The organism is Bradyrhizobium sp. USDA3010 (assembly GCF_056429065.1).
The window spans coordinates 152,954-177,041 of record NZ_JBWJZD010000016.1; the positions used below are offsets into that span (position 1 = coordinate 152,954).

The window sequence follows — 24,088 nt, forward strand, 5'->3', positions numbered from 1 at the left end:
CCTCAACCAGGGTTGAGGCGGCGCCTTCGCTTAGTGCAGACCTAGTCTAGTGCAGACCTGGGATCTTACAGCTTGGTCGAGTGACCATCGTTGAAGATCAGGTATTCGATGTTGCTGATCTGGGTCACCTGGCCATTGCTGAAGTTGACGTCCAGGGAGCCATCCTTGCCCGCGGTGATTCCGGTCACATCGGTCGAGGCGTGATCCAGGAAGGTCAGCGAGTCCTTGTTGCCGGCACCACCGTCAATGGTGTCGCTGCTGTGGAGGTTGGACAGGTAGAAGTAGTCCTGACCCGAGCCGCCGACCATCGAGGCCGTGCCGGAGGCGGAGCCAACGAACGAGTCGTTGCCGCCGCCGCCGATCAGCGTCTGGTTGCCCGAGCCGGCGACCAGCGTGTCGCTGCCGGAGCCGCCATACAGCGTGTCGTTGCCGGCACCGCCATAGAGCGAGTCGTTGCCGTCACCGCCGTAGAGCGAGGTCGCGTGCGAGGCATCGCTGCCCGAGTAGAGCACGTCCTTGCCGGCGCCGCCGTACTCGGCAACAGTGCCGGTACCGCCGACCAAGAGATCGTTGCCGGCGCCGCCATACAGCGTATCGGCGCCCGCACCACCATAGAGCGAGTCGTTGCCCGCACCGCCGTCGAGCCGCGAGCCGTGCGACGCATCCGAGTTCGAGTAGAGCGCGTCGTTGCCGGTGCCGCCGCTGAGCAGATTGTTGCCCGTACCGCCAACCAGCACGTCGTCGCCGCGACCGCCCACCAGATCAGACGACGTACCGCCGTAGAGCGTGTCGTTGCCGGAGCCGCCGAGCAGCGTGTCGGCTCCAGTGCCGACCAGCAGATCGTTGCCGGTGCCGCCATCCAGCGTGCTGTGACCGGAGGCGTTGTCGACAAGCACGTCATTGCCGGCACCGCCGCTGAGCGAGTCATGACCCGCGCCACCGAAGATCGTGTCATTGCCGCCGCCGGCGAGGACCGTCGTATCGCCGGTGTTGTTGATGAAGACCTGATCGTTGCCGGAGCCGGTCGCGACCAGCACCGGGGTGCTGCCGTTGACCGACAGCGTCACGTCGCTGTTGGTGGCCTCGATGATCGCCTTCAGGTTGGCGTCAGTGTTAACAGTGTTATTGGCGTTGGTTTCGATGAGAACGTTGGCAGCCGGATCCGGGTTGGAGATCCCAGCACCCACCTGCACCGGAATCTGCGTTCCGTCGTCCGGGCTGGTGTACCCGACCCCCGCGTTGATCAGATAGTCAAGAATCTGTTGCTGGGTCGCGTGATCGATCGTGGAGTTGATCGCGTGTTTGAGGTCGGTCTGGTCGAGATTGTAAGTCGCCATCGATGTAGCCCCTGCTTGGGATACGAGGATTCAAGCCGCTCGCCCGCACTTAGGCTGTTGAATCACAACTGGTTTGTTGCGACGCAGCTCAAATGTGGACACAGGTTACGAACTTGTTAAGTCCATTGTTAAGTCCGCAATACCGGAGTGTCAATCAGCAATGCGCCATTAACGTCCGGTTCCATGAGACTTATGTGAGACTTAGCACCATCTCGGTCGCAGAGTAACATTCAGCGCAGGCAGCTCACAAATGTTAGCCGCGATGCAAAAAAGAGTAGTGATTATACGGGGTTTCATCCGGTCCCAGGATGGCGCCAGGGCGCGGAATTTCGCAGCCTTTGCGCGCGCTTCGACGCGATTTTCCGATCTGAAAAAATATTTCTGCGCCGCGTGAGAGCTTTTTCAGAAAAGCGTCAAACGTCACAACCGGCCGGCACGCGAACGGCGTTATGCGGGTTCTGGTTGCAGGCTGCGAGCGCCAAGCGGGCGAAAACGGGAGAATCGATCACAGAATCGGGCAATTCCGCCGTCCGGCTGACGCCGGAGCGGACCCAGATCAAGCGCCCGACATAACAAATTAACATCAGATTCGCCGCAATCCGTTAGGGACAAGCGCGCGGCAACGGCAAGACGGCGCCCGATGATCACACGCGAAGCAACCGTCTGCGGCGATCATCCAGCGGCGGCGCGCGCGTAGATGGCCTCGAGCAGCCGCAGATTCTCATCCGGCGCGTAGCGCTCGAGATAGGCGGTCCGGGCAGCCTGCCCCCATGCCGTTGCGAGATCGGGGGCGCCCAGAAGCTCAACAATGCGCTGTCTGAGCCCTGCCGCATCGCCCGGCGGCACCAATGCGCCGGTCTTGCCGGCGCTCACCACCTCGGCAAGGCCGCCGATCTCGGATGCGATTACCGGCGTCCCCTGTGCGAAGGCTTCGACCACGACCATCGGAAATCCCTCGTACCATAGCGACGGCACGACCAGCGCCCGGGCGCTCGCCATTTCCCGAAGCACGCCTGCACGCGAGAGCGCGCCGAGGAACCTGACATTGGCGGGCGCCCGAGCTTCGAGTGCAGCGCGCTCCGGTCCTTCACCGACGATCCGCAAGGGCATGCCGGTCCCCGCAACAGCGTCGAGCAACACGCCGACGCCCTTTTCGCGGCTCAGCCGTCCGACATAGAGCAGCCCGGTGCGCGGGATGGCCGGATCGGGTGCACCCGGATCGGCCATGAAGTTCGGCTTCACGTCGATCCGGCCGGCATCGAAGCCTGCCTGCGTGAACAACGTTCGGGCAAACTGCGTCAGCGCGATCAGGCGCAGACCGGGACGCGTCCAGGTGCCACGGCGCTGGTGCCGCGCAATCATGTAGGCCGAGGCCAGCGAACCCGGCAGCGATCCGCGGTAGCAACGATGGGCAGCGCCCCAGAGATGGCCGCGGTCCAGGCATTTGTGGCAGATGCGGCCGTCGCGCAGCAGCATGCCGCCGGTGCAGATGCTGCGATAATTGTGCAGCGTCACCACCGCAGGCACGCGCTTCTGCCGGCAGACATCGAACACGGCGGGCGAGAGCAGCGGGAAAAAATTGTGGACGTGGACGACGTCGGGGCGAAAGCGGTCGATCGCCTCCGCCATGGCCCGTTTTCCCTCCGCATTATCGGCGATCGACAGCGTCGTCGCGATCCGCGCGGCAAGCGAATTGATCGCTACGTTGCTGACCGTGAGCCTCTCAACACTGTGTCCAGCGTCGCGCAACAGGTCGACTTCCGCTTCGAACACGACGTCTTCGCCGCCGCGTCCCTGATACCTGTTGTGAGCGACCAGGATCTTCATGATCGGCGTGCCGGCTCGGGAAACCAGCGCAGCTCCGTCAGCAGGCTTTGGCCGGCGGCCAGCGTTCCGCAGCCGATCAGCGTCGTCGCCGGCACCTTGAGATCGAACGACGGCGAATACCAGCCGGCCGGCACGGTTTCGTCACCACGATACACTGTCCAGCTGAGCGCCGCCGGCAGTTCGAGCTCGCCGCGTCCACCGGGCCATGACAGGCGTGCGATACGCCCTTCGAGCTTGCATTCGACGTCGGGACCGAGATGCCAGCTGAGGCTCGCCGGCACCGCAAGCCCCTCATCGGCAAGCACAATATCGGTGACGACGAGCCGCGCCGCCTGACGCTGCAATTGCACTGAACGGCGATGCAGGAGACGACCTGCTGCGTCCTGATATCCCGAATGCTCCGCGACCCAGCGCGCGTCCGCATCACGATCGTCCAGGCCGCTTGATGCGATCAGCCGGCTCTGCGCATGCCGCGTCCAGAGAAACGGCCCCCCCGACACCGACTGGTCGCGCCCGAACAGGCAGAGCGTGTTGTGCGCCAGCGTGGAACGGAAATAGGCACGCCATCGCGGATCGCCGTGATAGCAATAGGTGCCGGGGTCGGCGAGGATATCGACGCCGCCGATCCGGCATTCGAGCGACAGCGCATCCGCATGGGCATGCCCCGCAATGCGGCCGAGCCCATGCGGGCCGTGATCGCAGCGGCACCATACCGCTCGGCCGGCATCGACGAGAAAAGTCTGCCCCGCCTCATCAAGCAAATGCGGGCGGCGCGCGGGCCGCGCAGCGATCGCACGCGCCTTGATGCCGTCGGTCAGAAGAAACGTGCGCAGATCGGGCTCCGGCAGCTTGGGCCACCATGGCAGCTCGCCGAACAGATGCGCGCCGGTGGCGAGCAGACCGAGCCAGCGATTGCCGGTGTGATCGTCGAGCAACAGGCCAACGCCCTCGTCGCCATCGCCCTGACGGGGAGGATAACCGCGATCGTCGAGCATCGCGGCGATGACGTCGCTCATGCGGCACATCGTGGTCCAGACCACGTCGCCCAGCTGGTGCCCGGACGCTTCGCCCTGCACCGCCGCGGCCAGCAGCAGTTCGAGGACAAAGCCGTGGTAATCGGTCGCGAGCTCACGATTGCTGCCGCAGGCGAAGGTTTGCGCAACAGCCTCGTCTGCCAGCGTCCTGGCGGCATTCTGGCGCCACAGCGCGCTGTCGCGAAAGAACGGAAACACGCAGGTCGCCACGAACTGCCCGGCAGCCTCCGCGATAATGTGGTTGTTGGCGGAGGAGCCTCGGCTCGGGAACTGCGACAGCCAGTATTGATGCGCGTAAAGCTGCGTCAGGAACCGCTCATTGTCCTCGAACAATGCCGGCGCGCCGGGCCAGTTCTGCAGCAGCTGGCGCACCCAGGCCCACGAGATCAGCCGCACGCCGAGCTCGATGCCGCTGATCCAGTGCGGGCCGCGCGGAAACGGATTCTCGCGCCACCAGCTTGTGAGATGCGCGGCCACGCGCCTGGCGTAGCGTTCGTCCGAGGTCAGGTAATACGCGGCCGCGAGCACCGTGAGATGGTGGTGACGCGACGGCTCCCAGATGTATTTGATGTTCCCGACCGCGGCTTCGTCGCGATAGGGAACCGCAAACGCGTACATGTCCGCAGGCGCCCGCTTGCCGCTGCGAACATCGACGAACCAGTCCGGCCGCTCACCCAAGGCATCATGAACTCTGGCGAAGACCTGCCAATGTCCGGCCAGAATCCCGTCGGCGCTCTGGATAAGTCGCCCGGCGGCCTGCTGTGGAGCGTGCGCCGGCAAAGGCAGCGGCTTCAGCCGCGGCTGCCGCGGGCCCGGGGCAAGCCTGGCGCTGGCGTGTCGTGCGATATCGGGCGGCGTGATGCGCCAGAGCAGGCGCAGCAGCTGATCGTTCGCCCGGCCCGCAAGCTCGGACGGCTCCATGCGCTGCAGCCTGCGCAGATACCAGGCCGGATTCATCTCAACGCAGTCAAGGCGCGTGCGACGCCCTGCTCTGCTGCGCCGATCGTCAGATCGACCGGCATTCCGGCGGCTGCGCTCTCCTGCACCGCGAGCGTTGCGCGGGTGGTCGCAAGCAGCGATTCGAGCCCGATCGGCATCGCGGCCCCCGATGCGACCGCGGCGATGAAGCCATCCAGCATCGGCCGCTGCCCCTTGTCGAGCCGCGCTTTCTTCGCCGTCCGCCGTCCGGCGTGCCAGACCTCGAAGCCCGCGAAATTATCGAAGGCGGCAAAGCCGGTGCTCGCCGATATTTCGAGCGCCTCCTTCGGCACACGCGGATCGCCCCCGGTGAGATAGCTGAGGCTCGCAACCGAGCCGTCGGCAAAGTCGAACGTGGCGATGAGATTGTCGACATCCTTGCCCGCGGTACGCGCCGAGACGCGCACCGGCTCGGCGCCGAGCCACCAGGACAACACATCGATGAAATGGCCGCCCTCGCCGACGAAGCGGCTGCCTTCGCTTTCGGCCTGCAGATACCAGGATGATTTCTCCAGCGGGCCGGCGATGACGCGATATTGCAGCGTCTGCGGTCCCGCCGGCGCGAACGCCGCGCGCATGGCTTGCAGCAGCGGCGAGAAGCGGCGATTGAAGCCGACCATCAGCCTGTTGTTGCCGGTTTCGCGGATCGCCTGCTCCAATTGATCGAGCGCATCTGTGTCGATCGCGAGCGGCTTCTCGACAAACACCGCCTTGCCGGCGCGCAGCGCCTGCGCCGCGAGATCGGCGTGGGAGGCGTGGCGCGTCGCGATCAGCACAGCATCGATGTCGTCGGCCTCGAGCACCGAGGCCGCATCCGTCGAGGCACGCGCGAAGCCGAACTTGCGCACCGCGGTGGCGCCGCTCAGGCCCGTATTGGTGGCGACCTCGACGAGATCGACGCGCGCGTGACTTGCAAGCTGCGGCAACAGCATGCTGGAGGCATAATTGCCCGCGCCGATGACGCCGAGCCGGACCCGGCCGCTGCGCAGCGCAACGGCCGGACGATAGACCATCTGCATCGCGCGGGGAGCGGCGTCCGGATAGGCGAACACCATGCCGAGACCGACCTCGCCCCGGCTCATGCGCTCGAATGCCGATGCCGCCTGCTCCAGCGGCACCACTTCGGAAATCAGCGACGAAAAATCGAGCCGTCCGTCGGCGAGCAGCGCGACGATCGCCTCCATGTTGCGCTTCTCGGTCCAGCGCACATGGCCGATCGGATAGTCGATGCCGCCCTCCTCGTAGAGCGGATCGTAGCGGCCGGGGCCGTAGGAGCGCGAGAAGCGAACGTCGAGCTCCTTGTCGTAGAATTCGTTCCACGGCAGGTTCAGCGTGCATTTGCCGATGTCGACGATACGGCCACGGTCGCGCAGCAACGCGGCCGAACGCGACGCGAGATCCGGATCGTCGCTGCCCGCCGTGATGAACACGCAATCGACACCGTTGCCTGCGGTCAGCTGGTCGATCCGGGCGAGAAACCCGGCCGCAGCATCGTCAGATGCGACCGCACAGAGCGCGGCGCCCGCCGCCTCCGCCTGACGACAGCGCGGCTCCAGCCTGTCGAGCCCGACGACCACGACACCGGCGCTGCGCAGCAGGCGCACCATGATCTGCCCGATCAGGCCGAGGCCGATCACGCAGGCGGTTTCACCGAAACCGATCTCCGACTGGCGCATCGCCTGCAGCGCGATCGAGGCGATCGTCGCGAACGCGGCCTGGTCGAGCGCTGCACCGGCCGGCAGCGGCACGCAGAGGTTCACCGGCACCCAATTGTATTCAGCGTGGGTTGCATATTGATTGCCGCCGCAGCAGACCCGCTGTCCTAGCGAGAAGCCGCCGACGCCCTCGCCCACTTCCACGACGGTGCCCGACAGCGAGTAACCGAGCGGCGTGTAGGAATCGAGCCGGTTGATCACCTTCTGATAGGTCGCAAGCAATCCCTGCTGGCGGACCGAGCGCGCCACCTTGGCAACCTGGTCGGGGCGCGCACGCGCCTTGCCGAGCAGCGACAGCCGGCCCTCGGTGAATTTCATCATCTCGGTGCCGGTCGACACCGCCGAAAATGCCGTGCGCACCAGGACTCCGCCCGGGCGGCAGCGCGGCGCCGGCACATCGATCAGCTTGAGTTCGCCGCTCTTATAGTTCTGCGCGATCTGCTTCACAGTCGGTCAACGCCTCGAGTTAACAGTGCCCGTTGTATCGCGCCCGCCGCCCGCAATGAAGATAAGAACATCGTGATTGTTATCCCATGGCGCAGACGTTTAACATCGTTATCATTCCAGCAACAGGACCGGTTTGGGCGAGATCTCGACCTCACCGTTGGCGACAGTTCCTTCGCCGCCGTCCAGGCCCTGGTAACGGCTAAAGCGCTGGTCGACCCGATGTAGGGACCGCCCCTTGGTGGTCCAGAGGATCAAGCCGTTGCGGCCATCCGGCATGCGGAGTTCGACGCGCCAGGTCGACGGCGACGTCCTGTCCGCCGCCACGACACTGGCGCCGACCAACCATGACTGGACCGTGCGATAGGCAATTCCGCTCGGAAGCAGCCCGCGCGCCCGGTCCCACAGTTTGCCGAAGTCGCTGCCCCCGCCGGCGAACTCGTACCAATAGAACCGGTCGACACCGCTGATCCATTTCAGGATATAGGCGCGCGCCAGAAAGCCATCCGGGTTGTCTTCGTGGGACGGCCAGCCGGCCTCGGTGTCCCAGATCGGCCTTGTGGAGAGATCGTGCGCGGCGAGGATCTGCTTGAAGCGGGCGATGATTCCGATCACCGCTTCGGGTTCGCTCGTATAGCCGTGGAAGGCGAAGACATCGGCATATTGTCCGCCGCCTTGCGCCATGAAGGCCTGTTGCCAGCGATAGCCATCCGGCGTGCCGTTGGACGACGGCGTCAGCACAGTTAGCGCGGGATCGCTGGCCTTGATGATCTCGTAGGCCCGTTTCTGCATCTGGACCATGGTCGCGATATCGCCCGAGTAATATTTGGGATCCTCGGGCTCGTTCCAGATTTCCCAGTATTTGATGCGGCCGGCAGCGCGCGTAACAGCCGCGCGCACCCATTCATCCCATGACGCCAGATCGGCAGGCGGCGAGCTTGCGCCGGGCGTGAATGCCGGCGGCGCATCCTTCACCGACGCGGCCCAGCGCGGCGTGAAGGCGAGATTGAGGACGATCTCGACGTGCTCGCGCTCCGCCGCCGCAAGGATGGCGTCGAAGCGCGCCCAATTGTACATGCCGGGCGCCGGGTTGATCTGCGCCCAGTAGATCGCGCCCCACAGGCGGACGCCGTCAAATTTGAGCGCCGGCCATGGCTGTGACTGCCCGATCGCATTGATCGTCATGCCGAAAAGCGTCGGCGGGATCACCACGTTCACATGGCTCACATTGAGCACATCGTTTGCCGCCGCACCGGCCCACTGCAGCGGCCATTTGTGAGCCAGCGGCGCCAGCGCACTCAAAACCAGTGCGATCAACGCCCTATGTGCCCAATCCCTCACTTTGCCTGCCATGTCCGTGTCTCGTCGCCGTCACATCCGCGGCGGGATTGCAAAATGGAAGCCGCGCATGTTAATGCCGATGTTAGTCGATTGTGATGTTGTTAGGTCAATGGTATAGATCATCGCAGATGTCGAGAGCTGAACCATCACCGCGGCGGATCCTGATCATCGTCGAGAACCTTCCGGTTCCTTTCGATCGCAGGGTGTGGTGCGAGGCAACGTCGCTGCGCCAGGCCGGCTATGAAGTTTCGGTGATCTGCCCGAAGGGCCGCGGCCATCACGAATCCTACGAGTGCCTCGACGGCATTCACATTTACCGTCATCCGATGCCGCTGGAAGCGCGCGGGATCGCCGCCTATCTCATCGAATATCCGGTCGCGCTGTTCTGGGAGACGTGGCTTGCGATCAAGGTGGCGTGGAAGCACGGCTTCGACGTGATCCATGGCTGCAATCCGCCCGACCTGATCTTCCTGATCGGCCTGCTGTTCAAGCTCGGCGGCAAGCGCTTCGTGTTCGACCATCACGACGTCAATCCCGAGCTCTACGAAGCAAAATTCGGCCGCAGGGATTTTTTCTGGCATCTGCTGCGGCTGGTCGAATATCTCACCTTCAAGACCGCAAGCATCTCGATCGCGACCAACGAATCCTATCGCGAGATCGCGATCACCCGTGGCCGCGTGCCGGCCAACCGGATTTTCGTGGTGCGCTCCGGCCCCAATCTCGACCGGGTACGCTCCCGCCCCGCCGATCCGGCCTGGCGCCATGGCCGGCGCTACAGCGTCGGCTATGTCGGCGTGATCGGCCAGTCGGAAGGCATCGATCTCCTGCTGCAGTCGATCGGCCACATCGTGCACGATCTCGGCCGCACCGACATCCAGTTCAACATCGCCGGCACCGGGCCGGAGTGGAATGCGGTGGTCAAACTCTGCGAAGAGATGCAGCTCTCCGGCTACGTGAATTTCACCGGCGCCATCGCCGACGAAGCGCTGTTCACGATGCTCTCGACCGCTGACGTCTGCGTCAATCCGGATCGCGTCACACCGATGAACGACATCTCCACCATGAACAAGATCATGGAGTACATGGCGCTCGGACGGCCGATCGTTCAGTTCGAGGTTCGCGAAGGCCGCCGCTCAGCGCTCGACGCCTCGCTCTATGCGGCGCAGAACGACCCGCAGGATTTTGCCAGCAAGATCATCACGCTGATCGATGATCCGTCGCTGCGGCAGGCGATGGGGGCATTTGGCCGCAGCCGCGTCGAGCGCGAATTGTCCTGGACGCACGAGGAGCCGAAGCTGCTCGCCGCCTATGAGGCGTTGTTCGCCAGAAAGCTTCCCTGGCAGAGCCGCGCCCCACGCGCGACCGCCACCGCGGAGCGGCCGACCGCGCAGGCGTCTGGTGTCAACGCCAATGCAGCCGCCGGGCGGGCATCGCGTTGAACGCCCCGCCGCCTCACTCACGCGAAACACGACGCGGCCACGCGCAGGTCGCTGAATTGTCGAAGGTCGAAGCATGAACGTCAGCATTTTCGGCCTCGGCTATGTCGGAACGGTCTGCGCGGCCTGCTTCACCGAGCTCGGCCACCAGATTATCGGCGTCGACAAGAGCATCGCGAAGGTCGACCTGATCCGCGAGGGCCGATCGCCGGTCATCGAGCCGGGCATCTCGGACAAGGTGGCGCACGCGGTTGCAACGGGTCAGTTGACCGCAACCACCGACGCCACCGAGGCGATCGTCAACAGCGACATATCGATGGTCTGCGTCGGCACGCCGTCGTCCGCCAACGGCAATCTCGACCTGACCGCGATCCGGCAGGTCGCGATCGAGATCGGCCGCGGGCTACGGGCAAAGAATGCGCCGCATACCGTGACGATCCGCTCCACGGTGCTACCCGGCACCACCCGCGCCACCGTCGGGCCGCTGATCGAGGAAGCCTCCGGCAACAAGATCGGACGCGATTTCGACCTCGCCTTCAATCCGGAGTTCCTGCGCGAAGGCAGCGCGATTGCGGACTTCAACGCGCCGTCCAAGACCGTGGTCGGCGCCTTCAACCAGGAAACCGCCGACCGCGTCATGGCGCTCTACAAGGATCTGCCGGGCGCCAAGATCACCCCGCCGGTCGAGACCGCCGAGCTGGTCAAATATGTCGACAACAGCTGGCACGCGCTGAAGGTCAGCTTCGCCAACGAGATCGGCACCATCGCGAAGACGCTCTGCATCGACGGGCGCGACGTCATGAACATCTTCCTGCAGGATACAAGGCTCAACATCTCGCCGGCCTATCTGCGGCCGGGTTTTGCCTTCGGCGGCTCCTGCCTGCCCAAGGACGTCAAGGCGCTAAAGCACCTTGCGCACAGCCGTGGACTGTCGACGCCGGTGCTCGAAAGCATCCTGCCGAGCAACGACATGATCATGTCGCGCGGCGCCGACTGGATCCTGTCGCATGACGGCCGCCGCATCGCGTTCCTCGGCATCAGCTTCAAGGCCGGCACCGACGATGTCCGCGACAGCCCTTTCGTCGAGCTGGTCAAAAGCTTGCGCGGCGAGCAGCGCGATATCCGGATCTACGACCCCAACGTGCAGCTGTCGCAACTGATCGGCGCCAACCGGGAATTCTTGATGCGCAACCCTGAGCTGGTCGGCCTGCTGCATGACGATGTGACGGCGACGATCGAATGGGCCGACATCATCGTGCTGACGACGGCCGATCCGCGCTTCGTTGCGGCGCTGAAGGCAACCCGGCCCGACCAGGTGGTGCTCGAACTGTCGGACATTGGACTGCCCCGAGAGGTGCGCGCCAAAGGCTTCCACTGGTAGGGAACACCATGGCTACCATGGCCAAGACCCGCGACCGACCTGAAATCCGCTTTCACGACGAGATCTCGTCGGAGTGGGAGAGGCTGCATCGGAGCCGCACCTTCAAGGCGCGCACGGCCGCGATGTTCGATCTGCTCGGGAACGCGAACCTCAATGGTCAGCGCTGGCTCGATGCAGGTTGCGGCACCGGAACGCTCTCCCGCCTGCTCGCCGCGCGCGGCTGCGATGTCACCGGCGTCGACGCGTCGTCGGAGATGATTGCGGCGGCACGCGGCCGCCCCGCCGACGGCCCGCCGGCCGACCGGCTCACATTCCGGCAGATTCCGACCATCGCAAACCTGCCGTTTGCGGATCGATCCTTCGACGGCGTGCTCTGCGCAAGCGTGCTGGAATATGTCCCCGATGTGGCGCAGTGCCTCGCCCAGATCCATCGCGTGCTCAGGCCCGGCGGATTGTTGCTGGTCTCGATCCCCAATCGCGGATCGCTGCTGCGCCAGGGCTACAAGCTCGCACATGCGGCTTCGTCGCGCGCGTCGGCACGGCCGCTGTTCCGCTACCTCGCCTTTTCCAAGTTCGACACCACGCCGGCCGTCATGCAGGGCCTGCTGCGCCAACATGGCCTCACCATGCTCGGCGTCAGCTTTGGCGGCTCGCCGCTGCCGCCAGCGCTCGATCGCCGGCCCGCGGTCGGCACGCTGATCAATATCCTCGCCCGCCGCGACAATTGATGCAGCGGGCAGATGCCCGCCTCAGGCCTTGATCGCCATCAGCGACTTGGTCATGCCGAGATATCGTTCGCGATAGATCTTCGCGTCCGGAAACGTTTCGGTCATCTCGCGCCAGTCAAATAGATGCCAGTCGGGCGCGGTCCGCTTGAACCAGAAACGGTTGAACCTTTCGATCAGTGCGATTTGCTGTCGCCTCGGCAACAGGACGATGATTCCGGGCAGCCAGGTATGGCTCTCGATCGGAAAGTACCGGTGCGGCGTCTGCACGTAAAACGACTTCGCGACCCGGGAGATCTCACCGGCAAAGCGGTTCTGGTGCTCGCGCGCGATATTCCGGAATGCCGTGTCGTCCTCGATCGTCACGACGTCTTGCTTCGGCCCGGTGACATGTTCGATCACCGACGAGCAGAAGCAGAAGTCGAACGCCTGATCCTCGAACGGCAGCCGCTCGGTCTCCTGCAGCAGAACGGTCTTGAACCCGAAGCGTTCGCGCGCGGCCTTCAAATCGTCGGCCGATATATCGCAAACCGTGATGTCGGTATGGCGTGGCAGGATCGCGCGAATGTGCCGGCCGGTGCCGCCGCCGAGATCGAGGATCTTTGCGTCGAGCGGCAGGTTCACGGTGCGGACGAGGAACTCGCCGCGCCGCTTGCGCGCTGCACCGGAAAATCGAGCTTGAATTGCGCCCAGCAATGTCAGTCTCCTGCTACCGGTCGCGTCGGTCTAGCACGGCACGCGCAATTCTTCACGCGGCCGTGCATCGATTTGCCGATCTCGTTCACTTGATCGCCTCGAAGAAGATCGACTCGTCCGGCCGGTTGTCGAGCCGATCGATGTCGGGGCAGATGCCCTCGCGATAGGCCCGGGTGTGGGTCTCGGAACAGCCCGCGTCGCGAAACAGCGCCGCGAGGGAGGCGCGCGTAAAGCCCCAGTGATGCGCGAAGGCGGCCTCCTTGCGGCGCTCGATCTCGAACACCCCCTTGAGGAAGGCCTGCGGTGCGGCCGGATCGTAGAGCGCGACGATCCTTTCCATGTCGGGGACGACGATGCGGCACACCCCGCCCGGCGCCAGCACTCGCGCGATCTCACGCGCCAGCCGCTCGACCTCGTCGGGAAACAGATGCTCGAAGACATGCGCGCTGAACACCGCCGAGAGGCTGCCATCCGCGAACGGCAACGGCTTGGTCAGGTCCATGTAGCGAAGCCCGGCAAACTTCCCCTGGCGATGCTCGGCATAGCGGGCGTCGCTCAGCAGGCCGGCGAGATGCAACGCTTTCGCCGCGAGCGGCAGGCGCGCGATCCACAGATGCATCGTGATGTCGGTGTTGATCCAGCCCGCGATGCCGCAATTGAAGGCGCCGATATGCAGCTTCGAGAGCGCGTGGCCGGGTGCGTCGTCGGTCATATCTGCTCCCGCACCGAATTGGTCAGCACGACCACGATCACCGATGCCGCGCTGGAGGCCACCATCGCCGCAACCGCACCCATCACCCCCCACGCCTCCGCCGCAAGCGGCAGAACGCAGCACAGCGCGAGGAGGCCAGCGATCCGGCTCAGCATGAACCGCTGCGGCCTGCCGGTCGCAAACAGCGGCAGCGCGAGGCCGAGCCACACCGCGTCGAGCGCCATCGCGGTCCCCATCAAGGCGATGCTGCCGGTACCGATCTCGTAACTCTGGCCGTGGATGATGAGGGCGAGCATGCGCTGGCCGAGCAGCACGACCATCGCGCCATAGGCGAGCGCGATCGAGCCGAGCAGCACGGCATTTTCGCGCGCAGCAGCGGCGACCGCGCTACGCCGGCCGGCGCGCAGCTCGGCTGCGATCTCCGGCAACCGGACCGAGAACATCGTCGCGCAGAACTGGCTGAGCGGTGCGAACACCAGGAGCAGGATCCGCAGCGACGCGCTCGCGTCCAGCCCGATCAGGAAGCCGCAGACCGGGATCAGCCCGATGCTGCCGATCCAGTAGGTGAGCGAGGTCGCGACGAACCAGCGACCGTTGCGAAACAGCCGCTGCAGCGAACCGCGGAAGATCCTGGTCTGCGGCCAGGCCAGGTCGCTGGTGTGAGCGAGCAGCAAGCTGCCGGCGAGCGCCGCCGAGATCGCGATGCAGGCCATCCCAGCCGCAGCGCCGGTCATTTTGAGCGTGATCATCAGCCCGGCCGAGACGACAAGCGCCGCGCAATAGGTCAACGACGACACGACCGCGCGCGGCAGCCGCCCATCGAGATAGCAGATGCGGCGGAACATGCTTTGCAGCCGAACCGCAGGGATCGCCAGCCCGGTTGCGATCACGAGCCCGCCCGCGACGCCGCCGACCGCACCGATCACGAGGCCGGCAATCACCAGCGAAAGGCCAAGCGCGGCCGAGACCAGCAGCGACGACAGATAGAGGCCGAGCCGCAGCTGCGGCCATAGCGATTTCGGGATGCGATGCGCGGCCGCCGGCAGCCCGTCGTCGAACAACCCGCGCAGAAATACCGCCTCGATCAGGATCGAGAACGACCAGGCGACGCTGAATCGGCCGAATGAATTGATATCGAGCACATTGGCCAGCACGATCGTCAGCACGAAGGCCGAGCCGCTAAGCAGCGCCTGATCGATCAAGCCGAGCGCGACATTGCCCCCGGCGCGCCGCAGTCGGCCGAGCGCTCCGCGCGCAGCACCGGCCACCCGGGTCTGGGCCGCCATTCGATCCAGCCTTTCGGTCAACGCACTCACGCCTCACTCACACGCAGTCTGGCAAACGCCCGCCGCGGCGCCATTTGCAGCCTGGCTTCCGGCCCGAAATAGCACCAGAACACCAGCACGCAGCCGAAATAATTATGCAGCAACTGACTGGAATCGTTGGCTGACGCGATCACGACGAACAGCAGCATCGCGAACGGCGCCAGCCAGTACATCCCGCGCCGCTCGAACGTGAAGACGATGGTGTTCCACAACGCCCGCGCCAGCAGCAGCATATAGAACGCGCCGCCGAGCAGGCCGAACTGGAGGAAGGCATCGAGATAGGAATTCTCGAACGAGCCGAACTCGGTGTTCCATGGCGCCATGCTCGTCAGCTCGTTCACGGGCGAGTTCGGGAGTTCGTTGAAGAACCCGGAGAAGCCGTAGCCCAGCCAGGGGTGTTGCCAGAAGAAATGCGGCCAGACCGCCCAGAGGAACGAGCGGCCGGTCAGGTTTCCGCTGCGGCCGACCAGCCCGTACAATTCGTCGCTCGGCACGGCGAACGTGACAAGCGCAACAAAGGCGAGGCCGAGCCAGTAGATCGAGGCAGCTCCCCTGTGCCCAAGCACCACCAACAGCAGCCCGAAAGTCACGGCGAGTGCCGTCAACATGCTGATCAGCGGTCCTGCGGCGCCGGCAGCGGCGAGCGCAAAGAGATGACACCCCATCAGCAACAGCGACCAGCCGAACTGCCGCCGCGGCCCCGCCAGCATGCGGACGAAACAGATCAGCACCATGAGACCGAAGAAGGCGCCCGCGAGATTCTTGTGGCCGAACACGCCGGCATAGGCCTGGGTCCCGAGCACGGTCGGCCGATGCAGCGGGTCGTAGTCCCATTGCGAGCCGATCACCGGAAACAGCAGGACGTGAACGATCAGCACCACGATCCCGATCCGGAACAGGGTGTCGACGAGCCGATCGACGGGGCAGCTGATCACGACCCATGCCGAAAACAGCGTGGTCAGGAGATACATCGCGAACTTGATCGACGCGCCCGCGGGGTCGGCGCTCAGCGCCAGCGACACCAGCGCGAAGGCAATGAATGTCAGATAGAGATGCGATTGCAGCATCAGCAGGCCGAAGCGCTTGCGATCGACCGCAATGTGCAGCATCAGCAGGATGTAAAGCAGCAGCCACGCGCCGCGGAACAGCGTGGACTCCCCGGCCCGTTCCGCGAACGAGATGCCCTCGACGAAATTGAACAGGAAGTAGATGCAGCCGAGCACCATCACCAGATAGGCGTGCAGAAAGACCTCGGTTCGAAACCACCATCTGCCGATCATTGAACGGCTTCCTGCCGGGCCGGTGCCCTCAAGAGATGATCGACCGCGGCCGCAAAGCGCGCCGCGGCGCTGGCAAGCGCGTCCTTTCGCACACTCTGCCGGGCCCGCTGCGACATCGCCTCCCAGCGCGCGGGATGTTCGAGCAGGCCGCGCGCCGCGTCGACCCAGGCCTGCTGATCGAGCGCGCAAACATGACCATTGTCGTGGTCGCGGACCAACTCGCCGCCCGCTCCGACATGGGGCGACACCAGGCAAGGAACCCCGCACTGCAAGGCCTCGTTGCACACCAGACCCCACGGTTCCAGCAACGAGGGCAGCAGCAGCAGCCGCGATTGCAGATAGACCTCCGATATCGCCTGCCACGGCACATAGCTGTCGTGGCTGACATCGATGCCGGCGCTACCGAGCCGCGCCAGCATGCGCTGCTCGGCAGCGCCGGACCCGACCACGCGAACCCTCAAGCCGGGCAAGACCCGGCCGAGCGCGATGGCGACGTTCTCGAAGAAGATCGCGTTCTTGGCGTCGTCGTTGATGCGGGCGCACCAGAGCAGGTGAAATGGACGGTCGTGGCAACCCGGGACGGTGTCCGGCGGATCCCATGCCGGCACCAGCGGCACCACGAACAGGTCGTCGTCGCCGACACCCTCGCCGCGGAAATACGCCCTGCCCTTGTCGCTGCAGCACACGACGGCGTCGCACTGGCGCAGCAGCCATGGCCGCGCCAGGCGATGATAGGCCGTGTTGGGCATCGTCTCGCGCCAGCCGTCGATCGTCAACGCAAGCGCCCTGCCGTTGGCGCGCGCCCATGCCGCGCCGGCCAGCATCGAGGGATAAAGGCCATTGACGAACAGCAGGTCGGGCGCGAGCGCGTTCAAGGCGCGCCCGATCCCGATATTGAGATGGGTGTGACGCGACCGCGACAGCGGGATCGAGACACCGGGCACCGTGCGCGTCGTGTAGCGCGGCGTGAACGATCCCGCCCAGGAGCGATCGGCCTCCTGCGCGGTACAGGACAGCACCGCGAGATTGAGCCCACGGTCAACCAGCTCGTTGTAGAGCCGGTTGGTGTAGGGTGTGATCATGTTGTTGAAGACGACCACGCGCGGCGCCATGGCTTATAGGTCCCGCGGCGGCGGCTCGTCGCGTCGGCAGAGCGCCCCGCAATGATAGGTCGCAAGCCGGGTCGCAAGCTCGGGGCTGACCGACAACAGCGCCTTCCGCACAAGGCTCTTGGCAAGCCCCTTCACCCGCGATGAATGAAAGGCGTGCACCGGCAGGCTGTGATCATAGGTACCGAAGCCGACAACGTGCAGCCCCGCGGTCTCCAGCACCAGGCGAAACGTGTCCGGCGTGTAGAAATTGATGTGGCCGATGTCGAGCGTCGATTGCAGCGCCCGGCGATTGGTTCGCGCATGCAGCTCGCACGGCACCTCGACATAGATGAAATTCCGCGCCACCCGGGCAAGCTCGTGCAGAAACGCGCGCGGTTCGGGTACGTGCTCAAGCACATGGCTGGCATAGACGAGGTCGAACGATCCGTCGGCGAACGGGATCGTTGCACCGTCATAGCTCGACCAGCGGAACGGGGCTGAAGCGGCGCCGTCGGTCTCCAGATTGGTTGCGGGGTCGATGACGTCGATGCCGGTGAAGTCGCGGCCGATGCCGATCGCGGACAGCCGCGCCAGCACGGCGCCGGTGCCGCAGCCGACCTCGAGCACGTTGCCGACACCGGCGGCGGAAGCACCGAGCAAGCCGGCAATATGACCGGCCTTGTCGACCGCGCAGACGCGGCGCCAGTCGCGCTCCTGCGCCGAATAGACGCCCTCATAATGCGCGTTATGCTGTCCGATGCTGAATTCCATCGTCATGGTCTGGCCATCTCTGCGGGCGGCATTCGGGCAAGCTCGTGCCAGGCGGCGGCACGCCGGGGCATTCCACCCCGGGTCTCACTCGGTGTAGCCATATCGCCCATAATGCGAGTTGTAATAGTAGTTCTTGCCGCCATAGCCGCTATAGCGGCTCATCGCGGCGATATCGGCCTTGTTGAGCACGACGCCGAGCAGGTTCTCGTTGACCGCACGCGCGCTGCGCAGCGCCCGCTCGACCACCGGCACCTGGGTCTTGCCCCATTCCACGATGAAGACGAAGGAATCGACGAAGTGCGCGGTGATACGGACATCGACCACCGGCGTCAGCGGCGGGAAGTCGACGATCACGTAATCATAACGGCCGCGGACCCCGGCGATGAAATCCTTCATCTGGTCGGAGGCCAGCACCTCGTGCGAATGTGCGATGCGCGACCGTGTAGCGCCCGGCAGGAAGGCAAGACCGGTCTCGGGATCGCGCCACAGCGTGTCCTGCAATGTCGCATTGTTCGACAATACGTCCAGAATGCCGCGCTCGGCGTTCGCGGCGACCTTGCGGCTGAGCGAGGGATTGCGTAGGTCGCAATCGATCAGGAGCACGCGCGCCCCACTCTGGGCGACCAGCTGCGCGAACACGAAGGCGAGCGTCGACTTGCCCTCGTTGGGCAGCGCCGAGGTCAGGCCAAGGATCTTCGACGGCTTGGTGACGTTGAGGTCGGCATTGACCTTGATCGAGCGGATCGCTTCCGAGAACCGCGAGAATGGTGAATCGATCGCCGCCCACAGCACCGGCTCGTCGCCGCGCTGGATCAGGCGCGCGGCGACCGGCAGGTTCGGACGACCGGCCACCGGCGCCTTGAGCTGGCTTGGCGAGAGGCGGGGAACGATCGCGACGCAATCGGCATCCAGGATGGTCTCGACCATGTCAGCCGTGCGGAACACCCGGTCATAGAGGTCGCGCAACACGCCGAGCGCCAGCCCGGCAATCAGGCCGCCGATCGCCGAGAGCGCGAGCACGACGAAGGTCTGCGGGTGGCTCTTGCTGAGCGGACGCGAGGCACGGGTGATCACTCGTGCCTCGCTGACCGGAAACGACTGCTGCTGCACATTTTCCATGTAGCGCTGCAGGAAATTGTCATAGAGCGAGCGATAGGTCTGGGCCGAGCTCTCGAGCTCGCGCAGCGTGACCTGCGCCTGGTTGGTGGACTGCGACTGCGAAACCGAATCGTTCACGGCGCGCTCGATCTCGGCCTGACGCTGCAGGGCGATCGCATAGTCACTCTTGTAGCTCTCGGCGAGCCGCTTCAATTCTTCGATGATCGACGACTGGATCTCACGCATCTGGTTGCGCAGATTGACGGCGGCCAGATGATTGTAGCCGTAGCGCGACGACCAGTCGGCCTCGCGGTTGGCAAGTTCGAGATATTGCGAGCGCAGCTTGGTGATGACCTGGTTGTTCAGGGTATCGGCAACCGTCGCATCGGGGACGCCCCCCTTCACCACCGCCTCGATGCGGTCGAGCTTGGCCTTGGCGTCGGTGACCTGCGACTTCACCTGGACCAGCTGGGTGTTGAGCTCGCCGAGTTGCTGCTCATTGAGCAGCTTGCCGCTGGACGTGACGATGTTGTTGGTCTTCTTGTAGTCGAGCACGGCGCGCTCGGCATTGGATGCCTGGCTGCGCAGCTCCTGGATGCGGTCTTGCAGCCAGACGCTGGCGCGGCGGGTCGCCTGATACTTGGAATCGAGCTGCTCGACGATGTAGGCGTCGGCAACCGCGTTGGCGATCTGCGCCGCGCGCTCGGGATCGAGCGAGCGGAAAGAGACCTCGATCACATAGGTCATGCCGCGGCGGCGGACGTCGAGCTGCTTCTCGAAGGTGCGGACCGCGCGCCGGGTCCGGTAGAATTCGTTGGGCGGCGCGCTGCCGGCAAACAGGCCGGACACGAAATCCAGCACCGCTCCCGCCGCGCCGGCCCCGGAGCCGATGAATTCCGGATCCTCGTTGAGCTTGAGGTCACGGATCACCGCGAGCGCCACGTTCTCCGACTTCAGGATTTCGACCTGGCTCTCGACCGCGGAGGAATCGACCGGTGCGTCATTCACCGGCGATTGCTGCTGGGCGCCCTGGAGCTTGCGCGTGTCGATGATCATCGTGGCGAGCGCGGTATAGCTCGGCGCTGCCGTCATCAGATAGCAGATGGCGCCGAACAGGCAGAGCCCGGCAGTCCCGAGGATGACCAAATACTGCCGCAGCAGATAGGTGACGAAGGCGTCGAATGTTTCCGCCAGCGACGGCAGTTCGGCCGAACGATCTCTCAGATCGACAGACGGCGAGATCTGGTTGCGCTGAAGCATCTCGTCCTATCGCCGCGCCGGCAGGATGCATCCTGCCCTCGCGCCGCCGGTAGTCGCACCCGTCGCCCCGCTGCCGGATCCGGTGACCGACGAGGCGAGGCTGAAAGTGCCGGTGTTCACGTTGTTGCCATTGATGGCCTCGAGCGCGCCGCCGCCGGGCGCCGCGCGTGCCAATACCGCCAGGCGCGGAGCGGGAAGACCGCCGGATCGCTCAAATGTGAACACTGCTATCTCCCTAACGAATACTAACAGTTTGTTAGCATAGTCGGAGTTATCGCGCCAATTAAAACCCCTGCCCGGCCGCGCCCACGGGCCGACCCGCGAATTCAACGTCAATTGGCGAACCGGCCGCAATACAGGCTTCATTCTCGCTGCGACCACCGCCTGTGGTCCTGCCGGAGCGGAACGATTGTGACAGGCCCGCCCCGAGCAACGCCGCGATAACAACGGCGTAGCCGGTGATCTGGAGCGGGAAATCGATCATCGAATGGAGTGCGCCGGCAGCCGACGCGCAGAGCGCCGCGAGCGGCACGATCACGTCGCGGCGGCGGGTTCGCACGCCATGCGCGAGCACGCCGAAGGCTGCGAGCAGCGCGATCATGACCGCGCCGGCCATTGACATTCCGCCGTCGGACGCCAACTCGAGCCAGCTGTGTGGGCCCGGTTCCAGGTCCCGCGCAACGAGATGTCGTCGGTGCGATAGGCCGGATAGACCCATTCGAAGGACCCGAAACCATCGCCGAGCCAGGGATGATCCCAGATCATCCGCAACGTCGCGCGATAGGTCGAGAACCGTCCCTCATCCGACAGGCCGATCGTGCTGAAGCGCGCGCCGACAGGTAGATCCGGGTGGGATCGATCGCGAAGGTGAAGATGCCAAGGATCGCATAGAGCAGGCCGGCCACAGCTACCGCCCGCAGCAACCCGCGCGCCAATGCGCGGTTCGCACCGAGCACGACCCCGATCGCAAAGCTGAGCAGGCAGACGATCCCGGCGCCCACGGAATAGAACGGCTGATTGCGCGCGATCGTCACGGCGGGCGGAAGCTCGGCGGGCAGCAATTTGCCGGCCTCCGCCCACAGCGCGTTCGGTGCTACGCCCAACCAGGGCGCACCGCCGACTGCTCGTGCAGCACCAGCATGGCGAGCGCCGTCAGCAGCGCCGTCACCGCGAGGATTGCGAGCTGGCTGCCGCGCAAGCGCATCGGCAACACCCCGAGCAAGGCGATCCCGAGCAGGATCGACCAGATGGCGGACGCGACGCCGCCGACCGAACCGAGCGGCAGTGGCGCCAAAGTGACGACGGCGCAGAACAGCCACGACGACCATCGTACCGGCCACGGCAATGCCGTCGCCCCGCGTGAGCCGGAAGGTGATCGTAAGCGTGTCATGAAGCCGGCCGGGCCGGCTCACGCCCCAGTATCAGGGCGCAAGCTTGATTGAATTACGAAGTAAAGTTGCGTTGTAGGCGGCCACGATCGGACCGCTCAGCGTTACGGATCTGGTGCATGACATTGCTCGAATGAAATTCGCACGCGACATTCAAATACTTCGGCGGAGCCGTAACGCTCCGACTGCCACAATCACAATAATCGGCGATATATTGCGCTGCAATTGATAAAAAATGTTAGCAAGATGAGGCAATTCAGCGACACCGGCACGGCGCCGTGAGGCAAGCCGCCCGCGCGACGTCGCCTGGCCTCTGATCTTGGGCGTTGATCTTGGGCTTTGATTTCGTGTGACCTTCCGACGATTTGCGACGACCGGATTAACCCCGGCTTAGGACCCGGCCCGATAATATGCGGGCGCAGGGTTTGGTTATGTTATTTGTTTTGCTTGGCAATTTGATCGGCGGCGCCGTGCTCGGGCTGCGCCAGCACTGTCTGGTGCTGGTGCCGGTGATGCTTGCTGAACTCATGCTGCTGGCCGCCATCGGCGTAGCGCGCCTCTCATGGTCCGAGACTGCGCTGCTCATAATCATCGCCATGGTATCGCTGCAGGCCGGATATCTCGCGAGCGCCTTCGCGCCGCTGCTCCGGTCCCGTACCTCGCCGCCGCTCATCGCCGCGCGCCGTCCGCAGTAGCGCGCTACGCGGCCGATTTCCATTGACCTTGCGGCGAGCCCGGGGCATCCCGCTGCCTTGCATTCTGATCCTCCGCAGGACCTGTTTCCCAAGGATTTGCTTCTCCCGTGTGGAACGTCACGGCTTTCATCTGCATCTTGATCGGCACGTCGATTCCGGTGGGTCTCATCAACGCGTCGCTCGCAATTGGCTTGGTCGGCGCCGCAACGTCGCTCGGGCTGCTGGCAAGCCTGACGGCGATCCGGCCACGTGAACTGTCTTTCCTGAAGCGGGTCGCCGGGCCCGCCGTTGCGGCAGCGCTGGTGCCGATGCTCTGGATCATCCTGCAGATGCTTCCGCTGCCGTTCTGGGCGCATCCAGTGTGGAAGTTCGCCGGCGAAACATTGGAGACACCGCTCAGCGGCAGCATCACGGTCGATACCGGTGCAAGCCTTGGCGCGCTGCTGCTCTGGCTGTCGCTGCTCTCGGTCATGATCACCGCCGCGGCGATCGCGATCGATGCCCGCCGCGCCGACATGGTGGCCGGCAGCATTGCAGCGACGGCGGCCGTCGCGGCGCTGATCCTGCTGTTGTATAGCGATCCGATCAAAGCCTGGCTTGGCGCGGCTGACGCTGCGCACGACGGGACGGCAAACGGATTCCTCGTCGTCGTTCTCATGGGCGTCCCGTTCAGCCTTGCGCGCGCGCTCGATGTCGGCGGACATATTGGCGGCCGCACGGCGGCCCAGTCGGCCCGATTGCGCCGGCTGCTCGCCGCCAGCGCGCTGTTTTGCGCCGCCAGCGCCTGCTGGTACGGCCGGCGCGGCGCCGCGATCGCAATCGCAGCGGGCATCACGCTCGTCCTGATGACCTTCGCCGCGCGAAAACTTCATCTGCCTCGCTGGAGCAGCGCTGCTGCTGCGGCTGCGATCGCGCTGATCGCGCTGGTAACGGCGATCGCCAACCGTCATCCCGACGTGGCGCTTGCCATAGCCTTCGCCCATGCGCCGGACGAGCTCGTGCAGTCGACCCACAATCTGCTCGCCGACCTGCCCGCGCTCGGCGGCGGCGCCGGCACCACGGCAAAGCTGGCATCGACCTACATGGACTGGCAAGGGGCGACCACGCGGCCCGTGGTGGCAACGAGCGCCGCCGCCTTGATCGCGCAGTTCGGTTCCGCCATGTTCTGGACTTCACTCGCGGTTACGGTCGTGGGCATCGCGGCGTTCACGGCCGGTGCACGCAATCGCGGCCGTGACTGGTCCTATCCCGCGGCGGCGGCAGCCGTGTTGCTGACGCTGGCGCTCGCCGCCTTTACCTTGCCGGAATTGCCGGCGCTGCCCGGAGTGATCGTGTTGGGAGCCGTGATCGGAACAGGACTGGCACAGCGGATCAGCCGTTCACCGTTGCAGGCGGGCTAGCCCGTCTTATTCATCAGCGGCTTGTTGAGAGGCTGGCGAGCGTGGCGTAAGCCGCTGAGGTGGCGTAGGATTCGGTTGCTGACACCCACCCTCCGCGCATCCGGGCCGCCACACTCGCCATGACCGACGATACGAGTCTGCCGTTCTCATTTCC

At 65.0% G+C, this 24,088-nt stretch carries 21 protein-coding genes; 5 read left to right on the forward strand and 16 right to left on the reverse strand.

The window, feature by feature from the left end:
* Positions 1 to 65: 65 nt before the first annotated feature.
* The 5 genes from AC066Y_RS23880 to AC066Y_RS23900 all read right to left on the reverse strand — a co-directional run bounded on the left by AC066Y_RS23880 (position 66) and on the right by AC066Y_RS23900 (position 8,688).
* Positions 66 to 1,337, reverse strand: a complete 1,272-nt coding sequence (locus tag AC066Y_RS23880; protein WP_478275999.1) for a calcium-binding protein — start codon at positions 1,335 to 1,337, stop codon at positions 66 to 68.
* A gap of 672 nt (positions 1,338 to 2,009) precedes the next feature.
* Entirely contained in the window at positions 2,010 to 3,164 is a 1,155-nt protein-coding gene (locus AC066Y_RS23885) for a glycosyltransferase (protein WP_478276000.1), read from the reverse strand.
* Positions 3,161 to 5,155 carry a heparinase II/III family protein gene (locus AC066Y_RS23890; RefSeq protein WP_478276001.1) on the reverse strand — a complete coding sequence of 665 codons (1,995 nt, stop codon included), beginning with the start codon at positions 5,153 to 5,155 and terminating at the stop codon, positions 3,161 to 3,163. Before AC066Y_RS23890 ends, AC066Y_RS23885 begins: the two co-directional genes overlap by 4 nt.
* Positions 5,152 to 7,338: a bi-domain-containing oxidoreductase gene (locus AC066Y_RS23895; RefSeq protein ID WP_478276002.1), complete on the reverse strand. Its 2,187-nt coding sequence runs from the start codon at positions 7,336 to 7,338 to the stop codon at positions 5,152 to 5,154. The genes AC066Y_RS23890 and AC066Y_RS23895 overlap by 4 nt, the downstream gene beginning before the upstream one ends.
* Positions 7,339 to 7,449: 111 nt before the next feature.
* Positions 7,450 to 8,688: a glycosyl hydrolase gene (locus AC066Y_RS23900; protein WP_478276003.1), complete on the reverse strand. Its 1,239-nt coding sequence runs from the start codon at positions 8,686 to 8,688 to the stop codon at positions 7,450 to 7,452.
* Between the two features lie 116 nt (positions 8,689 to 8,804).
* On the opposite strand from AC066Y_RS23900, the gene AC066Y_RS23905 reads away from it, so the two are divergent.
* From AC066Y_RS23905 to AC066Y_RS23915, 3 genes are all read left to right on the forward strand, one after another.
* Positions 8,805 to 10,115: a glycosyltransferase family 4 protein gene (locus tag AC066Y_RS23905; RefSeq protein WP_478276004.1), complete on the forward strand. Its 1,311-nt coding sequence runs from the start codon at positions 8,805 to 8,807 to the stop codon at positions 10,113 to 10,115.
* 73 nt (positions 10,116 to 10,188) lie between these two features.
* Entirely contained in the window at positions 10,189 to 11,493 is a 1,305-nt protein-coding gene (locus tag AC066Y_RS23910) for a nucleotide sugar dehydrogenase (RefSeq protein WP_478276005.1), read from the forward strand.
* Between the two features lie 8 nt (positions 11,494 to 11,501).
* The gene (locus tag AC066Y_RS23915; RefSeq protein ID WP_478276006.1) at positions 11,502 to 12,221 is read left to right on the forward strand and encodes a class I SAM-dependent methyltransferase; all 720 of its coding nucleotides are present in this window, start codon (positions 11,502 to 11,504) and stop codon (positions 12,219 to 12,221) included.
* Between the two features lie 21 nt (positions 12,222 to 12,242).
* On the opposite strand, the gene AC066Y_RS23920 is transcribed toward AC066Y_RS23915, so the two are convergent.
* The 11 genes from AC066Y_RS23920 to AC066Y_RS23970 all read right to left on the reverse strand — a co-directional run bounded on the left by AC066Y_RS23920 (position 12,243) and on the right by AC066Y_RS23970 (position 21,841).
* Positions 12,243 to 12,914: a class I SAM-dependent methyltransferase gene (locus tag AC066Y_RS23920; RefSeq protein ID WP_478276007.1), complete on the reverse strand. Its 672-nt coding sequence runs from the start codon at positions 12,912 to 12,914 to the stop codon at positions 12,243 to 12,245.
* A gap of 85 nt (positions 12,915 to 12,999) precedes the next feature.
* Positions 13,000 to 13,626 (reverse strand): class I SAM-dependent methyltransferase, encoded by a 627-nt coding sequence (locus AC066Y_RS23925; protein WP_478276008.1) that lies wholly within the window; start codon positions 13,624 to 13,626, stop codon positions 13,000 to 13,002.
* Positions 13,623 to 14,912 (reverse strand): MATE family efflux transporter, encoded by a 1,290-nt coding sequence (locus AC066Y_RS23930; RefSeq protein WP_478276009.1) that lies wholly within the window; start codon positions 14,910 to 14,912, stop codon positions 13,623 to 13,625. The genes AC066Y_RS23925 and AC066Y_RS23930 overlap by 4 nt, the downstream gene beginning before the upstream one ends.
* Positions 14,913 to 14,938: 26 nt before the next feature.
* Positions 14,939 to 16,231 (reverse strand): O-antigen ligase family protein, encoded by a 1,293-nt coding sequence (locus AC066Y_RS23935; RefSeq protein ID WP_478276010.1) that lies wholly within the window; start codon positions 16,229 to 16,231, stop codon positions 14,939 to 14,941.
* On the reverse strand, positions 16,228 to 17,343 hold the full coding sequence (locus tag AC066Y_RS23940; RefSeq protein WP_478276011.1) for a glycosyltransferase family 4 protein: 1,116 nt from the start codon (positions 17,341 to 17,343) through the stop codon (positions 16,228 to 16,230). Before AC066Y_RS23940 ends, AC066Y_RS23935 begins: the two co-directional genes overlap by 4 nt.
* A 3-nt stretch (positions 17,344 to 17,346) precedes the next feature.
* Positions 17,347 to 18,099 carry a class I SAM-dependent methyltransferase gene (locus AC066Y_RS23945; RefSeq protein WP_478276012.1) on the reverse strand — a complete coding sequence of 251 codons (753 nt, stop codon included), beginning with the start codon at positions 18,097 to 18,099 and terminating at the stop codon, positions 17,347 to 17,349.
* Between the two features lie 78 nt (positions 18,100 to 18,177).
* Entirely contained in the window at positions 18,178 to 20,451 is a 2,274-nt protein-coding gene (locus AC066Y_RS23950) for a polysaccharide biosynthesis tyrosine autokinase (protein WP_478276013.1), read from the reverse strand.
* 6 nt (positions 20,452 to 20,457) lie between these two features.
* Positions 20,458 to 20,676, reverse strand: coding sequence for a hypothetical protein (locus tag AC066Y_RS23955; RefSeq protein ID WP_478276014.1), 219 nt, complete (start codon positions 20,674 to 20,676; stop codon positions 20,458 to 20,460).
* A gap of 58 nt (positions 20,677 to 20,734) precedes the next feature.
* The gene (locus AC066Y_RS23960) at positions 20,735 to 21,067 is read right to left on the reverse strand and encodes a hypothetical protein (protein ID WP_478276015.1); all 333 of its coding nucleotides are present in this window, start codon (positions 21,065 to 21,067) and stop codon (positions 20,735 to 20,737) included.
* Positions 21,068 to 21,212: 145 nt separating this feature from the next.
* A complete protein-coding gene (locus AC066Y_RS23965) occupies positions 21,213 to 21,512 on the reverse strand; it encodes a hypothetical protein (RefSeq protein ID WP_478276016.1) in 300 nt (99 codons plus the stop codon).
* A 32-nt stretch (positions 21,513 to 21,544) separates the two neighbouring features.
* On the reverse strand, positions 21,545 to 21,841 hold the full coding sequence (locus AC066Y_RS23970) for a hypothetical protein (RefSeq protein WP_478276017.1): 297 nt from the start codon (positions 21,839 to 21,841) through the stop codon (positions 21,545 to 21,547).
* 429 nt (positions 21,842 to 22,270) lie between these two features.
* Here AC066Y_RS23970 and AC066Y_RS23975 point away from each other — a divergent pair, with 429 nt between their 5' ends.
* Both AC066Y_RS23975 and AC066Y_RS23980 read left to right on the forward strand, forming a co-directional pair.
* On the forward strand, positions 22,271 to 22,534 hold the full coding sequence (locus AC066Y_RS23975; RefSeq protein ID WP_478276018.1) for a hypothetical protein: 264 nt from the start codon (positions 22,271 to 22,273) through the stop codon (positions 22,532 to 22,534).
* A 107-nt stretch (positions 22,535 to 22,641) separates the two neighbouring features.
* Positions 22,642 to 23,934 carry a hypothetical protein gene (locus AC066Y_RS23980; RefSeq protein WP_478276019.1) on the forward strand — a complete coding sequence of 431 codons (1,293 nt, stop codon included), beginning with the start codon at positions 22,642 to 22,644 and terminating at the stop codon, positions 23,932 to 23,934.
* The last annotated feature ends 154 nt before the right edge of the window (positions 23,935 to 24,088 follow it).

Excerpts from the sequence above, each read along its gene's own strand:
- AC066Y_RS23890 (WP_478276001.1), bottom strand. The coding sequence starts at position 5,155 with ATGAATCCGGCCTGGTATCTGCGCAGGCTGCAGCGCATGGAGCCGTCC.
- AC066Y_RS23940 (WP_478276011.1), bottom strand. The coding sequence starts at position 17,343 with ATGGCGCCGCGCGTGGTCGTCTTCAACAACATGATCACACCCTACACC.
- AC066Y_RS23950 (WP_478276013.1), bottom strand. The coding sequence starts at position 20,451 with ATGCTTCAGCGCAACCAGATCTCGCCGTCTGTCGATCTGAGAGATCGT.
- AC066Y_RS23960 (WP_478276015.1), bottom strand. The coding sequence starts at position 21,067 with ATGGCCGGCGCGGTCATGATCGCGCTGCTCGCAGCCTTCGGCGTGCTC.
- AC066Y_RS23900 (WP_478276003.1), bottom strand. The coding sequence starts at position 8,688 with ATGGCAGGCAAAGTGAGGGATTGGGCACATAGGGCGTTGATCGCACTG.
- AC066Y_RS23905 (WP_478276004.1), top strand. The coding sequence starts at position 8,805 with ATGTCGAGAGCTGAACCATCACCGCGGCGGATCCTGATCATCGTCGAG.
- AC066Y_RS23945 (WP_478276012.1), bottom strand. The coding sequence starts at position 18,099 with ATGACGATGGAATTCAGCATCGGACAGCATAACGCGCATTATGAGGGC.
- AC066Y_RS23970 (WP_478276017.1), bottom strand. The coding sequence starts at position 21,841 with ATGACACGCTTACGATCACCTTCCGGCTCACGCGGGGCGACGGCATTG.
- AC066Y_RS23880 (WP_478275999.1), bottom strand. The coding sequence starts at position 1,337 with ATGGCGACTTACAATCTCGACCAGACCGACCTCAAACACGCGATCAAC.
- AC066Y_RS23975 (WP_478276018.1), top strand. The coding sequence starts at position 22,271 with ATGTTATTTGTTTTGCTTGGCAATTTGATCGGCGGCGCCGTGCTCGGG.
- AC066Y_RS23930 (WP_478276009.1), bottom strand. The coding sequence starts at position 14,912 with ATGGCGGCCCAGACCCGGGTGGCCGGTGCTGCGCGCGGAGCGCTCGGC.
- AC066Y_RS23935 (WP_478276010.1), bottom strand. The coding sequence starts at position 16,231 with ATGATCGGCAGATGGTGGTTTCGAACCGAGGTCTTTCTGCACGCCTAT.
- AC066Y_RS23885 (WP_478276000.1), bottom strand. The coding sequence starts at position 3,164 with ATGAAGATCCTGGTCGCTCACAACAGGTATCAGGGACGCGGCGGCGAA.
- AC066Y_RS23925 (WP_478276008.1), bottom strand. The coding sequence starts at position 13,626 with ATGACCGACGACGCACCCGGCCACGCGCTCTCGAAGCTGCATATCGGC.
- AC066Y_RS23910 (WP_478276005.1), top strand. The coding sequence starts at position 10,189 with ATGAACGTCAGCATTTTCGGCCTCGGCTATGTCGGAACGGTCTGCGCG.
- AC066Y_RS23915 (WP_478276006.1), top strand. The coding sequence starts at position 11,502 with ATGGCTACCATGGCCAAGACCCGCGACCGACCTGAAATCCGCTTTCAC.